This is a genomic window from Intrasporangium sp. DVR, assembly GCF_040365325.1.
Lineage (GTDB): Bacteria > Actinomycetota > Actinomycetes > Actinomycetales > Dermatophilaceae > Intrasporangium.
On the sequence record NZ_BAABZW010000005.1, the window covers coordinates 56,850 to 71,932 of the forward strand.

Annotated in this window: 10 protein-coding genes; 2 read left to right on the forward strand and 8 right to left on the reverse strand. The window is 71.6% G+C overall.

What is annotated here, in order from left to right; all coding sequences use genetic code 11:
• The first annotated feature begins 69 nt into the window (after positions 1-69).
• Entirely contained in the window at positions 70-1,431 is a 1,362-nt protein-coding gene (locus tag ABWV20_RS04885; RefSeq protein ID WP_353353702.1) for an alkaline phosphatase PhoX, read from the forward strand.
• A gap of 78 nt (positions 1,432-1,509) precedes the next feature.
• Here the strand turns inward: ABWV20_RS04885 and ABWV20_RS04890 are convergent, their stop codons facing one another.
• From ABWV20_RS04890 to ABWV20_RS04925, 8 genes are all read right to left on the reverse strand, one after another.
• Positions 1,510-3,576, reverse strand: a complete 2,067-nt coding sequence (locus ABWV20_RS04890) for a VWA domain-containing protein (RefSeq protein ID WP_353353703.1) — start codon at positions 3,574-3,576, stop codon at positions 1,510-1,512.
• On the reverse strand, positions 3,573-4,961 hold the full coding sequence (locus tag ABWV20_RS04895; RefSeq protein ID WP_353353704.1) for a MoxR family ATPase: 1,389 nt from the start codon (positions 4,959-4,961) through the stop codon (positions 3,573-3,575). The genes ABWV20_RS04890 and ABWV20_RS04895 overlap by 4 nt, the downstream gene beginning before the upstream one ends.
• A 137-nt stretch (positions 4,962-5,098) precedes the next feature.
• Entirely contained in the window at positions 5,099-5,428 is a 330-nt protein-coding gene (locus tag ABWV20_RS04900) for an AzlD domain-containing protein (protein ID WP_353353705.1), read from the reverse strand.
• Entirely contained in the window at positions 5,428-6,168 is a 741-nt protein-coding gene (locus ABWV20_RS04905) for an AzlC family ABC transporter permease (protein ID WP_353353706.1), read from the reverse strand. The genes ABWV20_RS04900 and ABWV20_RS04905 overlap by 1 nt, the downstream gene beginning before the upstream one ends.
• Positions 6,169-6,269: 101 nt before the next feature.
• Positions 6,270-6,887 (reverse strand): carboxymuconolactone decarboxylase family protein, encoded by a 618-nt coding sequence (locus tag ABWV20_RS04910; protein ID WP_353353707.1) that lies wholly within the window; start codon positions 6,885-6,887, stop codon positions 6,270-6,272.
• 247 nt (positions 6,888-7,134) lie between these two features.
• Positions 7,135-11,046 (reverse strand): phosphoribosylformylglycinamidine synthase, encoded by a 3,912-nt coding sequence (purL, locus tag ABWV20_RS04915; RefSeq protein WP_353353708.1) that lies wholly within the window; start codon positions 11,044-11,046, stop codon positions 7,135-7,137.
• Between the two features lie 231 nt (positions 11,047-11,277).
• Complete coding sequence (locus ABWV20_RS04920; RefSeq protein ID WP_353353709.1) at positions 11,278-13,014, reverse strand: bifunctional metallophosphatase/5'-nucleotidase; 1,737 nt, start codon at positions 13,012-13,014, stop codon at positions 11,278-11,280.
• Between the two features lie 124 nt (positions 13,015-13,138).
• The gene (locus tag ABWV20_RS04925; protein ID WP_353353710.1) at positions 13,139-13,819 is read right to left on the reverse strand and encodes an LURP-one-related family protein; all 681 of its coding nucleotides are present in this window, start codon (positions 13,817-13,819) and stop codon (positions 13,139-13,141) included.
• Positions 13,820-14,025: 206 nt separating this feature from the next.
• Between ABWV20_RS04925 and ABWV20_RS04930 the strand changes: the two genes are divergently transcribed.
• On the forward strand, positions 14,026-15,030 hold the full coding sequence (locus tag ABWV20_RS04930; protein ID WP_353353711.1) for a DUF559 domain-containing protein: 1,005 nt from the start codon (positions 14,026-14,028) through the stop codon (positions 15,028-15,030).
• Positions 15,031-15,083: the final 53 nt, after the last annotated feature.

Here is a 15,083-nt window from a genome sequence, read left to right on the forward strand (position 1 = left end):
TGGGTGTCGCCTCGATTCCACCTGCGCGAGATGGCATGGGCGGGTCCCCCGACTCGAGAGGAACTCACCATGTCCCACGCCACCACCCGCCGCGGCATCCTCAAGGGCAGCGCCGGCCTCGCCGCGCTCGCCGCCCTCGGCCCGCTGGAGGCGCTCGGCGCCCGCAGCGCCGGCGCGGCCCCCCTGTCCAAGGCGACGACGTCCGCCTACGGCCCCCTCGCCCCCGTCAAGGACCAGGCCACCGGGCTGCCGCTGCTCGCGCTGCCCAAGGGCTTCGAGTACCTCAGCTACGGCTGGACCGGTGACCTCATGGCCAACGGCAACCCGACGCCCGGCAGCCACGACGGGATGGGCGCGTTCCGCCGAGCCGACGGCAAGGTCGCCATCGTCCGCAACCACGAGCGCGGCGGCTTCGGCGGCGCGTTCACGACCCCCGCCTACAACCCCAACGCGGCCGGTGGGACGACCACGCTCACCTTCGACGCCGACGCCGGTCAGTTCCTCGAGACCGTGCCCAGCCTCGGCGGGACGATCCGCAACTGCGCGGGCGGCACGACCCCGTGGGGCTCCTGGCTGACCTGCGAGGAGACGACCGACGTCGCCCCCGATGGCACCCGCCACGGCTACGTCTTCGAGGTGCCCCACGACGGCGTCGGCACCGGCGAGGCGCTGCGGGAGATGGGCCGGTTCAGCCACGAGGCCACCTGCAACGACCCGAACACCGGCATCGTCTACCTCACCGAGGACGCCACGCCCTCCGGCCTCTTCCGCTTCATCCCCACCACGCCGGGCCGGCTCGCCGACGGCGGCCGGCTCCAGATGATGGAGATCGAGAACGGCGGCGTCTCCTACTCGACGTACACCGACCCCACCGGTACCGAGTACCGCACCGGCTGGGTCGACATCGACAACCCCGACTACGCACCGGGCGAGCTGCGGCCCGTCATCCAGGGCCAGCTCAAGGGCGGTGCGGTCTTCCGTCGCCTCGAGGGCGCCTGGTGGGGCAACGACCGCGCCTACTTCGTCTCGACGAACGGCGGGCCGGCCGGCCAGGGGCAGATCTTCGAGTACGACCCCCGCAGCGAGTACATGCGCATCCTCTACGCCTCCCCGGCGGCGTCCGTCCTCAACAACCCCGACAACCTGTGCGTCTCGCCCCGCGGCGGGATCGTGCTGTGCGAGGACGGCTCCGGCCAGGAGTTCCTCCACGGCCTGACGACCGACGGAGAGGTCTTCCCGTTCGCCCTCAACACCGTCGTCATCCCGGAGGGCGGCGTGCCGGGCAAGGCCGCAGCCCCGCGTGACTACACCGGGTCCGAGTGGGCCGGCTCGGTCTTCGAGCCGAAGAACGGCAACTGGCTCTTCGCCAACCTCCAGTCCCCCGGCATCACCTTCGCCATCACCGGGCCCTGGCAGCGGGGCGCCCTCTGAGCCCAGCCACCCCGTGACGGGGCCGTGTGCCGCTGGTCCGGCTCAGCGGCATACGGCCTCTCGCGTCTCGGCGGGCCCTCAGACCCAGCCGCCGCGCTCGCCCCAGCCCCACATCGACTGGTAGCCGCCCGGGCCGCCGTAGGCCGACGGACCCCGGTCACCGAGGTAGCTGCTGACGACCGCGGCACCGAGGTCGTCGACCTCGGGCGCCACCACTCGGCCGTCCACCCGGCGCGCCATCTGGTCGACGAAACGGGCGAGGCCGGGATCCTCACCGAGCCGGAAGAAGGTCGTCCGGGCTCCCAGCCGACCGGCTGCCTCGAGCTCGCGGATCGTGCACGCGATGGTGAGCGAGGACGGCGGGTAGCTGAACCACGTCTCGCCCGACGACGTCAGGTGCGAGGTCGGCTCGCCGTCGGTGACGACGAGCAGGACCGGCTGGGCGCTGGGGTGCCTGCGGAAGTGCCGGTTGGCGAGCAGTAGAGCGTGATGCAGGTTGGTTCCCTTGTCCCACAGGGCATCCAGAGCGGTCAGCTCCTCGATGTCCATCGTTCGAGCCGTTCGGCCGAAGCCGATCAGCTCCAGGTGGTCGCCGCGGAACCGGGTCCGGACCAGGTGGTGCAGGGCGAGGGCGGTGCGCTTCATCGGCACCCACCGCCCGTCCATCGCCATCGAGAACGACGTGTCGGCGAGGAGCGCCACCGCGGCGCGGGTGCGCGACTCCGTCTCCGCGACCTCCACGTCCCGCAGGTCGAGCCGTATGCCGCTGGGCCGGCTGCCGCGGCGCCCCTCGCCTGCCGCGCCGGCTGGGTCGGCGGCCCCACCCGAGGCCGAGCGGAGGACGGCGTTGGTGACCGTGCGGGTGACGTCCCACGGCTGGGTGTCGCCGAACTCCCACTCGCGGCTCGCACCGGACAGCTCGCCCGCAGCACCGGCCTGCCGCTGGTCGCGCTGGCCCGGGCGGGCGGACATCCGGTCGGCGACGTCACGGAGCAGGGCCTTGCCGAGCTGGCGCATCGCCTTGGGCGAGAGGGTCAGCTGCCCATCGGAGGTGCGCCGGAGGTAGCCACTCTGACGCAGGGCGCGCTCCAGCTCGGCGAGGGTGCGCGCGTCGACGACTGCCTCGGGTCCCAGCTGGCGGGCCAGCTGGTCGAGGTCGACGTCGTCGAGCCGGGCACCGTCGTACGACTGGGCGAGCGCCTCGGCGAGGTCGTCGAGGTCGGCGAGGTCCTGGAGCACGCCGGTGCCGTCGCCGAGGCCGAGCCCCTGCTCGCCCTCGAAGGACTCGCTCCCGCCCCAGTCCTCCCCTGGCCGCAGCGCCCGGAGGTTCTCGTCGAGGCGGCCCAGCTGGTCCATCAGCTGCGGCGAGCCGAAGGCCTGCTGCGAGAGCGAGAGGAGCTCCTCACGCTGCTCCTGCGACATCGAGTTCAGCATCCGCTGGGCGGCCGCGGCGCGCTGGGCGAGGGCGTCGAGGAGCTCGTCGAGGCTCTGCGGCTGCTCCGGGAAGAAGTCGCCGTGCTTGGCCATGAAGTCCCGGAACATCTCGTCGAGCGTGTCCCTCGGCGCCCCGCTGCGGTGGGCCTCGAGGAGGCTGTTGAGGTCGTCGAGCATCTCGTTGATGCGCCGCCGGTCCTCGTCGGTGGCGTTCTCGAGGGCCTGCTTCATCCCGGCGAAGCGCTGGTCGAGCAGCTCCCTGCCGAGCAGGTCCTTGATCTCCTCGTAGGCCTCTCGCGCGTCCGACGAGCGCCACGGATAGTCCGACAGCTCGGTGACGGCCGCCGCCGTGGACGGCGGGAGGTTGCCGAGGCGCATCTCCGCGAAACGGGCCTCGTCGTCGAGGTCGCGGGCCAGCTGCTTGCGCTCGGCCAGGACGGCCTTGTCGAGCAGCTCCTTCACCTGCTGCATCGTGCCGTCCAGGCGGTGCCGCTCCAGCAGGTCGCGGCGGCGTTCAGCCACGCGTCGCGCCAGGTCGTCGAGGCCCTGCTGCCCGCGCCCGCCGCGGCGGAGGAACTCGCGCATGGCCCGCTCGGGAGACCGGCCGGACATGACCTCCTCGCCGATCGCCTCGAGGGCCTCGGCGAGGTCGACCGGCGGCGCCAGCGGGTCTGGTCCGTCGACGTAGCGCCCGTAGCGCGTCCGGCTCATCCGTACACCGTCTCCCCGCCGCTCGTCTCCTTGCTGATCTTGCGGGCCAGGTAGAGCCCCTCGAGGGCCACCTCGATGGCGCTCGCCCGCTCGCCGTCGTTGGCCGCGTCCAGCCGGTCGCACACCTCGTCGTAGAGCTCCGACTCACCGAGCACTGGCAGCCCGGCCAGGAACGCCCGTGCGGACACCTGCTCGCCCGTCGACACGAGCGCACCACCCTCGATCGCCTCGACGAGCAGCGCGAAGTCGATCCCCCGGAAGTGCCGGGCCACGGTCTCGGCCACCGCTGTGCGGAGCAGGTGGGTGAGGATGTCGCGCTCGCGGCCCTCCTCACCGGTCTCGAACTCGACCTTGCCCCCGAGGACGTCGACCGCGCCGTCCAGGTCGACGACCCGTGCGACGGCGTCGTCCTCGCCCTGCGTCGCGGCGCGGTGCCGGGCCGCCGCAGCGATCGTCTCGGCTGCCGCGATGGCGAAGCGCGCGCTCACGCCGGACCGCTGGTCCACCGCACTCGACTCCCGCAGGAGCCGCGCGAACCGCGCCAGCACCTCGACGAGGACGTCCGGCACGTCCGCCTGGAGCCGCGACTCCTGCCGGATGACGGCGATCTCGTCCTCGATCGCCACCGGGTAGTGCGTCCGGATCTCCGCGCCGAAGCGGTCCTTGAGGGGGGTGATGATCCGCCCGCGGTTGGTGTAGTCCTCCGGGTTGGCGCTCGCGACGACCAGGACGTCGAGGGGCAGCCGCAGGACGTAGCCGCGGATCTGGATGTCGCGCTCCTCCATGACGTTGAGCATCGCGACCTGGATGCGCTCGGCGAGGTCGGGCAGCTCGTTGATCGCGACGATGCCGCGGTGGCTGCGCGGGATGAGGCCGAAGTGGATCGTCTCCGGATCACCGAGCAGCCGTCCCTCGGCGACCTTCATCGGGTCCACGTCACCGACCAGGTCGGCCACGGACGTGTCGGGGGTGGCGAGCTTCTCCGCGTAGCGCTCGTCGCGGTGCCGCCAGGCCACCGGCAGGTCGTCGCCCAGCTCGGCCGCCCGGCGTCTGGAGGCCGGGGTGATCGGCTCGTAGGGATGCTCCCCGAGCTCGGCGCCCTCGATCACGGGCGTCCACTCGTCGAGGAGCCCGACGAGAGTGCGCAGCAGCCGCGTCTTGCCCTGGCCCCGCTCCCCGAGCAGCACGACGTCGTGCCCGGCGATGATGGCCCGCTCGAGCTGCGGGATGACGGTGTCGGCGAAGCCGTGCAGACCGGGCCACGGGTCACGTCCCTCGCGCAACGCGGCGAGGAGGTTGTCGCGCAGCTCGGCCTTGAGGTGCTTCTGCTCGTGGCCCGAGGCCCGTAGGGCGCCCAGGGTGGTGATCGCAGGAGGGTGAGTCACTCCTTCACGCTAACCCGGGGAGTCAAGGGGGTTCCGTCCATCGAGCCCGTATGCCGCTGGGCTCGGTCCCGGTCGAGTGTGCACAAGGTGCCGCGCCGGGCGGCACTCGAACTGCGCACTCGACTGGCTTCTGGTCCTCAGTGGCCGCCGACGGCGATGAGCAGGGCTACGGACGCATAGGCCCCGGCGCCGACGAGGACCGTGGTGAGCATCGAGCGACCCAGCCACGCACAGGCGACTGCCACGACGAGTGCGACCACGACCGCGGGGACGGGAAGACCAGCGGCAGGCCGGAGGGTCGCCAGGATGCCCAGGACGAGGAGCGCGGTGATCGCCCCCATTCCCGCGTGCCGCAGGCCGGCCTGCGTCCGGTCGGAGAGGTGGACGCGCTCGCCGATGAGCAGAGGCAGGACCCGCAGCTGGTAGCTAGCCGCACCACCGACCAGAACGGCGACCCAGACCGACATCACGAACCACCACGTGTGGCGGCCAGCCCCGCAGCGGCTGCGGCAGCCATGGCGATCGGCGCGATGAGCCCGGCTGGGAGGGAGGCGCCCGCGCCGACCAGTGCGACCGAGCCCGCGGCGACGACGGCCACCGCTCCCCCCGGGAGTCGTCGATGCGGGATCACCACTGCGGTGAGGCAGAGCGGGCCGACCATCGCGAGGCCCGGGCTGCTCAGCTGGCCGATGGCCAGGCCGGCTGTCACGAAGAGGAGCCAACCGACGGTGAGCACCAGCGAGGCCCCGGCGTAGTGCCACCGTCGGGCCGACAGGGTCCCCGGCACCTCGCCCCGCTGCAGGGCCACCAGCCACGTCGGCTCGACGACGAAGGCGGCCGCGAGCAGCCGCACGGGCAGCCGGGCCGTGGCGAAGAGCGGCACCAGCGCGAGGCTGAAGACGAGAAGGCGGACGTTGATGAGCGCAGCCGCTCCTGCCGCCGCCCATGCCGCAGCACCGCCGGCGAGGAGCTCCAACAGGGTGAGCTGGGCGCTCCCGCCGTAGATCGTCAGTGTGCCGGTCCAGGCCGCGACCCAGTCCGAGCTCCTCGCCACCGCGACGCCGACGATGAGCGCGAACGGCGCGTATCCCACGACGAGGGGCGTCATGGCGACCGCGCCGGCACTGGCCTCAACCCAGGGGGCTCGGTCAGGGTGGTTCACCTCGTCCGGCGGTCGAGGCGGCTGCGTGGTGGTGGTCGGCTGCATGGGTCAAGCGTCGGACCAGGTGCGCCGCCATCCTCGGACTCGACGTGCACCCCTGGTGGACGTTTCGTGGACTGGCTGCATGAGGCGCCTTGCTCCAGGAGCTAGGAGCCCGTGTCCTCCGTCGACTGAGCAGGTCCTGCCACCGGTCGGCCGACCAGCATCGAGCCGAGCAGGTCCGGGGAGAAGGCCGCAGCCGTCTCGGGGTCCAGCTCGGCGCCCAGCCCGTCAAGGACCGTCGCGAAGAAGCACCTCGCCGATACGGCGAACACGACATCCGCGATGTCGGAGTCGGACAGCCCGACGTCTCGCAACCGTCGGACGTCCCGCTCGGTGATCCGGGAGGCGTCGACCGCGACGTCCGTGGCGAACTCGTACACCGCCCGGTCCTGCGCGGAGAGCCCCGCGCCGTCCGGATGGTCAGCGATCGACCGGACCGCCGCCTCGTCGCCGCACACGTCTCGGAGGAACATCGAGTGCGCGACGGTGCAGTAGGTCGAGCGCCGCGCCCGAGCGGCCGCGATGGTGGCCAGCTCGTAGCGCCTGCGGTCCATGCCGCCCCGAATCGCGAGGTTCAGCCCTGCCCAGGCCTGTGCCACCTCGGGCCGGTGCGAGAAGGCCGCTGCGTAGTTGGGCAGGAAGCCCCACATGGCCCGCTGCGACTCGTAGTAGTCGGCGACGTCGCCCTGCGCGTCGCCCTCGGGCACGCCATCGATGAACATCCATCGATTGTCCGGCCAGTCGACAGGCGCGACAAGCAGTTCGGAGCCACCCGTGCGCAGGCGGGCGCAGCGGATCGAAAGAGCAGTTCGCGACGCGGTGACGCCGCGGCGGCCTCAGCACGACCCGCTGATCCATCCCCCGGGCCGGTGGCGGTCGGGCGCCGGGCGGTCACGAACCACACACTCGACCAAGGGAACTCGGTCCCCGGGACCGAGCCCAGCGGCATACGGCCCCCAGGTCGTGGACTCAGCCGACCCAGACCCGCGCGTTGCGGAACATCCTCAGCCACGGGCTCTCGTCCTCGGCCGACCCGGAAGTCCACGACATCTGGACGTTGCGGACGACCCGCTCCGGGTGCGGCATCATCGCGGTGAACCGTCCGTCGGGCGTGGTGACCGCCGTCAACCCGTCGGGCGAGCCGTTCGGGTTGTGCGGGTAGGTCACCGCGGGCGCCCCGTGGTGGTCGACGAAGCGGGCCACCCGATGCACCTCACCCGAGGCTCCGCTCACCGAGAAGTCGGCGAGTCCCTCGCCGTGGGCGACGGCGATCGGGATGCGGCTGCCGGCCATGCCGGCGGTGAAGATCGACGGTGAGTCGAGGACCTCGACGAGCGTGAGGCGGGCTTCGTACTGCTCGGAGCGGTTGCGCGTGAAGCGCGGCCAGGCCCCGGCGCCCGGGATCAGCTCGGACAGGGCCGCGAACATCTGGCACCCGTTGCAGATGCCGAGCCCGAACGTGTCATCGCGGTGGAAGAAGGCGTGGAAGTCCTCGGTGAGGCGCTCGTTGAAGAGCACCGACCGCGCCCAGCCCTCACCGGCGCCGAGCGTGTCGCCGTAGGAGAAGCCGCCGCAGGCGACGAGGCCGACGACGTCGGCGAGGTCGAACCGCCCGGTCTGCAGGTCGGTCATGTGCACGTCATAGGTCTCGAAGCCCGCGCGGTCGAAGGCGAAGGCGGTCTCGACGTGGCTGTTGACGCCCTGCTCGCGGAGGATGGCGACCTTCGGGCGCGCCCCGAGGCTGAGGTAGGGCGCGGCGACGTCGTCCGTCGGGTCGAACGTCGGGGCGACCACGAGCCCGGGGTCGTCGTCGGCGCCGAATGCGGCGTGCTCCTCGTCGGCGCAGGCCGGGTTGTCGCGCAGTGCCGAGATCCGCCAGGACACCTCGTCCCATGCCTCGGCCAGGTCGCGGACGCTCTCGTCGAGTGCGCGCTCGCCGGCCATGGTGACGCGGACTCGCCGGTCGCCGTTGGCGCGGCCGACGACGGACACGAGGTCACCGAGACCGTGGGCTGCGAGCACGTCGTGCACGGTCGCCACGTCGGTGGCGGCGACGCCGAGGACGACACCGAGCTCCTCGGCGAACAACGCCGGCACGGACGGGACCTCGAGGTCGAGGCCCGCCGCGCTCGCGAAGGCCATCTCGCACGCAGCGGCCCACAGACCACCGTCGGAACGGTCGTGGTAGGCGACCCGGATGTCTCGGCCGCGCAGGTCGTCCAGGGCTGCTGCCAGAGCGGTGAGCCGAGCGGGGTCGTCGAGATCGGGCACCTCGGTCCCGAAGGCGCCGGAGACCTGCGCGAGGATCGAGCCCCCGAGGCGGTTGCGGCCGGCGCCGAGGTCGACGAGCAGGAGCTCGGCCGGTGCATCCCCGCCGGGCAGCTGCGGGGTCCACGTGGCGCGCACGTCGGGCAGCGACGCGAACGCGGAGACGACGAGGGAGACCGGGGAGGTCACCTGCCTGTCCTCGCCCGTCGAGTCGTCGGTCCACCGGGTGCGCATCGACAGCGAGTCCTTGCCGACGGGCACCGAGATGCCGAGGGCGGGGCAGAGCTCGATGGCGACCGCCTCGACGGTGTCGTAGAGAGCCGCGTCCTCACCGGGCTCGCCACACGCAGCCATCCAGTTGCACGAGAGCTTGACGCCGGCCAGCCCCCGCAAGGGAGCGGCGAGGAGGTTGGTCAGTGCCTCACCGACGGCCATCCGGCCCGAGGCCGGCGCGTCGACGGACGCGAGCGGCATCCGCTCCCCGGTCGCCATGGCCTGCCCGGCGAAACCCACGTGGTCGGACAAGGTCACTGCGACGTCGGCCACCGGCACCTGCCAAGGACCGACCATCTGGTCGCGGTGGCTGAGGCCACCGACCGTGCGGTCGGCGATCGTCACGAGGAAGCGCTTGGACGCGACCGTGGGATGACGCAGGACCCCGTATGCCGCTGAGCCCAGCTCCAGCGCATCGACGTCGAGCTCGTCCCCGACTCGCGTCACCCGGGTGACGTCGCGCGTCATCCGCGGCGGCTTGCCGAGCAGCACCTCCATCGGCATGTCGATGGGTCGGTCGTCGTCGGGACGGTCCTCGGAGGACGGCGCCAGGACGAGCTGGGCGTCCTCGCTGGCGACGCCGACCACGGCATACGGGCAGCGCTCCCGGTCCGCGAGCGCCGCGAGTCGGGGCAGCGACTCGGGGGCGATGGCCAGGACGTAGCGCTCCTGGCTCTCGTTGCACCAGATCTCCTTGGGCGCGAGACCGGACTCCTCGAGCGGCACCGCCGACAGGTCGAAGCGGGCGCCGAGGCCGGCGCCGTCGACGAGCTCGGGGAAGGCGTTGGACAGACCACCCGCGCCGACGTCGTGGATGGCGAGGATCGGGTTGTCGGGGCCGAGCTTCCAGCAGTGGTTGATCACCTCCTGGGCGCGGCGCTCGATCTCGGGGTTGCCGCGCTGCACCGAGTCGAAGTCGAGCTCGGCCGCGTTGGCGCCGGAGGCCATCGACGAGGCCGCACCGCCACCCATGCCGATCCGCATCCCCGGGCCGCCGAGCTGGACGAGGAGGGTCCCGGCCGGGAAGACGATCTTCTCGGTCTGGTCGGCGCTGATCGAGCCGAGCCCGCCGGCGCTCATGATCGGCTTGTGGAAGCCGCGGCGCACCCCGTCGACGGTCTGCTCGTAGACGCGGAAGAAGCCGCCGAGCCCCGGTCGCCCGAACTCGTTGTTGAACGCGGCGGCGCCGATCGGCCCCTCGACCATGATCTCGAGCGGCGAGGCGATGTGCTCCGGGGCGCCGTAGACCTCCCGCTCCCACGGCTCCTCCGTGCCGGGCAGGTGGAGGTTGGACACGGCGAAGCCGGTCAGCCCGGCCTTCGGCTGGCTGCCCCGACCGGTCGCGCCCTCGTCGCGGATCTCGCCGCCGGCGCCGGTCGCGGCACCGGGGAAGGGGCTGATCGCCGTCGGGTGGTTGTGGGTCTCGACCTTCATGATGACGTGGACCTCGTCGTCGCGGGCGACGTAGCGGCTCGGGCCGTCCCCCTCGCCTTCGGGGATCCACCGGGTCACCGGGCCGCCCGCCATCACGGAGGCGTTGTCCTTGTAGGCGACGATCGTCCCGGCCCCCGCGACCGCCTCGGTGTGACGGATCATCCCGAAGAGCGACCGCGCCTTGACGTCACCGTCGACGATGAAGTCGGCGTTGAAGATCTTGTGGCGGCAGTGCTCGGAGTTCGCCTGGGCGAACATCATCAGCTCGACGTCCGTCGGGTTGCGACGCAGCCCGGTGAACGCGTCGACGAGGTAGTCGATCTCGTCCTCGGCGAGCGCCAGGCCGTAGGCCGCGTCGGCCTCCTCGATCGCGTCGCGACCCCGGCCGAGCACGTCGACGTGCTCCATCGGCTCGGGGAACCGCTCCTCGAGGAGGGACTGGGTCGCCTCGACCGACGGCAGCGCCGACTCGGTCATCCGGTCGTGCAGGACCTCGGCGGCGGCCGCCCACTCGTCCTCGGTCAGCGCGGCGGAGGAGGCGAGGTGGTACTCGGTGACGCGCTCGACGCGGCGGACGTCGACGCCGCAGTTGTGCGCGATGTCGGTCGCCTTGGACGCCCACGGCGACAGGGTGCCGAGTCGCGGAGAGACGACGACGGTCGACAGGTGCGCACCCTTCGGCTCCGGACCGGCCGGCGGGCCGTAGGTCAGCAGGCGGGTCACCGTCTCGAGGGTCGCCTCGTCGAGCGGGCCGTGGCTCGCCACCTGGTGCACGTGCCGGGCCGACAGCCCGGTCACCGACGGGACCACCGCCTGGAGCCGGACGAGCAGCGCCGCGGCACGGAACGGAGAGAGGGCGCTGCCGCCCGGGACGGTGGTCAGCACGAGGTCGTGCGACGAGGCCATGGCGTGCGGTCTCCCGATGGTGCGAGGGGTGGCAAGGGCGGACTGCCGGGTCAAGGTTACCGGTCGACGCCGCGTGCCCCCGGCCTTCGTCCGCAGCGGCCACGGAGGAGGAGCGGGTGGCCACGGGGTCCCGGGAGCGAGCCCAGCGGCATACGGCCGCTCGTCCGGGCACGACGTGAGGGCCACCCCCGAGCGGGAGTGGCCCTCACGTGTGCGTTGGTCAGGCTGCTGTCACAGGCCGGCGATGCGGCTGCCCGGAGCGGTGAGGCCCGGGTTCGCCTTGAGGAACGCGACCAGGTTGGCCAGGTCCTCGGGACCGCCGGCGATGTTGGTCCCCGCGGTGAAGCCGGTGAACAGGTCACCGCCGTCAGCGAGGAAGTTCAGCGTCGACACGCGGTAGGTGGCGTTGAGGTCGAGCGGCACACCGTTGAGCGCCATCGACCCGTTGACGACCCGGCTGCCCTGCGGCTGGGAGGCGTCCCACTCGTAGGTGAAGCCCTCGGACACACCGAGTGCGAGCATCGGGCGGGATCCACGAGCCGGCACCGGCTGGTACTGCTGCTCGAGGACCGTCCTGATCTGCGCGCCCGTCAGGTCCATGGACACGAGCAGGTTGCCGAAGGGCGCGACGAGGTAGGCCTCCTCATAGGTGATCTCGCCCGGCGCCTCGCCGTTCGGGGTCGAGTTGTAGAGGAACGACCCGCGCACGCCGCCGACGTTCATGAAGGAGATCTGTGCGGCCCCCTCGTTGGCGTCGTCGGTGCCCCAGAGGATGGAGTCGGCGACGAGGTCGGCCATCGGCGTCTCGATGCCGCGGTTGCCCGTGGCGTCACCGGTGATGTCCTCCTTGACGGAGCCGACGACCTCACCCTTGATCGGCCCGGCGAGCTCGTTCCACTTGGCGAGGATCGCCGTCTGGGTGGCGTCCGGCTGGACGGCCGCACGCGCCACGAGGTGGTTCGTCGCGGACGACGCGCCCCGGACGACGTCCTTGTTGCGACGGTCGATCACGAGACTGGTCTCGGTGACGATGCGCCCGTAGGACGCCGCGCTGGTGACGAGACGGTTGACGCCGTCCGGGTCCGGAATCTGGCAGATGTAGGCCTGGTGCGTGTGGCCGGTGATGACCGAGTCGATCTCCGGGTCGAGCTGCGCAGCGATCTGGACGATCGGGTCCGTGATGCCCTTGCACTCGTTGTAGGTGCCCTCCTGGTAGCCGCCCTCATGGAGGAGGACGACGATCGCCTCGACGCCCTGCTTCTTCAGCACGGCAGCCTGCTTGTTGGCGGTCTCCACCTCGTCCTTGAAGTCGACGGAGGCGACGCCCTTCGGGCTGACCAGGGTCGGCGTGGCCTCGAGCGTCATGCCGATGAAGCCGACCTTGACCCCGTCGAACTCCTTGACCCACGTCGCCGGCAGCAGCGGCTGGCCGTTGTCCTTGCGGATGACGTTGGCCGCGAGCCACTGGAAGTCGGCACCCGCGTAGGGCTCCTCCGGGAAGTAGCAGCCGTCGTCCGGGTGGCAGCCGCCCTCCTGCATGCGCAGCAGCTCCGTGGTGCCCTCGTCGAACTCGTGGTTGCCGACGCTCGACACGTCGAGGCCCATGGCGTTGAGCGTCTCGACGGCCGGCTCGTCGTGGAACATGCCGGACAGGAACGTCGAACCGCCGATCAGGTCGCCCGCGGCGACGGTCGCGGTGTTGCGGTGCCCCTCGCGCAGCGTGGCCAGGGTCGAGGCGAGGTACTCGGCACCGCCGACGTCGACGCCGCCGATCGGACCTGTCTCACCGTTCTTGGCCTCGAGGTGGCCGTGGTAGTCGTTGAACGACAGGAGCTGCACCGACATGGTGGCGCTCGGGTTGGGCTTGGGTTTGTCGTTCTTCGCCTGGGCAGGGCTGACGGCAAGGGCCGTCGCCCCCAGCAGCGCCGCTGCCCCGACAGCGACGACGCGGCTGATGCGGTGCGTCATGTGAGCTTCTTTCCTGAGTGGTGATGCCGAACTACTGCGGGTTCCCGACGTTCCATGCTCTCCGCGCGACATTACGAGAGATCGACGTCCCGTGGAACGAATCGGCACCATTGATTGGCCCCCGTCACCTCGACTGGAGTGCGTCGAGTGCGACGGCCATCGCGGCCGCCACCCGCCAGTCCAGCCGCCAGCCGTTCGGCTGCGCCGGTAGGTCGATGAAGTAGACGTCCTTGAAGTCGATCTTCTTCGTCGAGCTCATCACGATGGAGCCGTCCGGCGCCCGGAAGTCGAAGTGGAACAGCCACGGCACCGGCAGGTCGTTGAGCAGGGGGATGAAGTCCCAGACGCGACGCAGCACCGCCACCTTGGCGTTGCGCTCCTGCCCGACGCACTCGAAGCCGTCAGGGGTGCCGAGACGCCAGGTCGACCGGGCGAGGGACGCGGCGAACTCCTTCTTGAACCACCCGATCGGCTGTCCGGCGCCGTCGACGATGTCGTAGCCGGAGCCGAGGTCGATGACCTTGCGGGCCTTGAAGCCGAACAGGGCGTGCGTCTTGGCCGCGTCGGTGTGGAAGGTGACCTGTTCCTTGAAGGCCATCCGCTTCTGCTCCGCGAAGCAGATCAGGCCGAGGTCGTTGCCGGCCTCGTCGGTCTGGAGCACCTCGTAGCGGTTGACCATGAGGGTGAGCTTCTGGCGCACCTTGAGGCGCGCGAACCCGGCGGGCTGAGCTGGTGCGGCGGGGTGGGTGGGTTCGACTGGTTCGAAGGGGCTGACGGGTTCGGTGGGGCTGGAGGGCGGCGTCATGGGGCCAAGGCTCGCACACGGGTCCGGGCCGTGTTCACCCTCCCACCACGGATGGGGCCAGGGCCCGATCCGTGGTGGGGAATCGCCCGAACCGCCGCCACGAACGGGACCGCGGTCCGATCCGTGGTGGCGCCTCCTCCGCCGGGCCAGCCGAGCCTGTGGATGACCGGCCCACGCTCAGGCGTCGCGCCTCGATGATCGGCACCATGACACGCGCAGAACCGAGGCCGACCCCGCCCGAACCACCCCGCGCCCCCTTCCGCGTCACCGTGCAGACGACGAAGGACGAGCAGACCGGTCGGAAGGTGTCCAGACGGAGCTACCCGCTCGGCGTCACCGACTGGAGCCTCCGGCGCGGTCCGTTCCGCAGGCTGTTCCGCGGCGTCTACGTCCACCGCGAGACCGAGGTCACCGAGCTGGTCCGCGCCGCCGGGGCCTTGCTCGTCAGCCCCGCCGACTCGGCCGTCTCGCACCACACCGCCGCTCGGATCTGGGGCGGCGTCGTCCCCGAGGACGGCCTGGTCCATGTCTCCACCACGGCTGCGCGACCCAAGGTGCAGGGCATTCGAGCGCACCGGGTCAAGGTCGGCGGTCAACGCTGCCTCAAGCTCGACGGGGTCCGGGTCACGACAGCCGTGCAGACCTTCCTCGACCTCGGCAGCGACCTCGGGCTCGTCGACCTCGTCGTGCTGGGTGACTCCCTCGTCAAGGCCGGCCAGACCACTCCTGCGGAGCTGGTCCAGGCTGCCGCGGGCTTTCGCGGCGGGGGCCGCCGGGTGCTGCGCCGAGCCGCGAGCCTGGTGCGGCCGGAGGTCGACTCGCCGATGGAGAGCCGCACCCGGATGCTCATCGTCCTGGCCGGGCTGCCCGAGCCGACCATCAACCACAAGGTTCGCTGGCCGACCGGCTCGGTGCGGTTCCGGTTCGACCTCTGCTATCCCGACGCCAAGCTCATCATCGAGTACGACGGCCGCCAGCACGCGGAGTCGGACCGGCAGTGGGACGGTGACATCGACCGGCGCGAGTGGATGGACAGCACGGAGTGGCGCCTCGTGATCGTGCGGTCCAAGGACATCTACAACACCCCGGGTCAGACGCTCCAACGCATCATGTCGGCGATGCGGGACAAGGGGATGACGGTGCCCCGGCTGTCCGACGAGTGGCGGGCGCACTTCCCGGGCCGGCCGGGCGATGTCGCGGAGCCGGCCTGACCGCCACCACGAACCCAGCCCCGGCCCCGATCAGCGGTGGCCCCGGGCCCGCA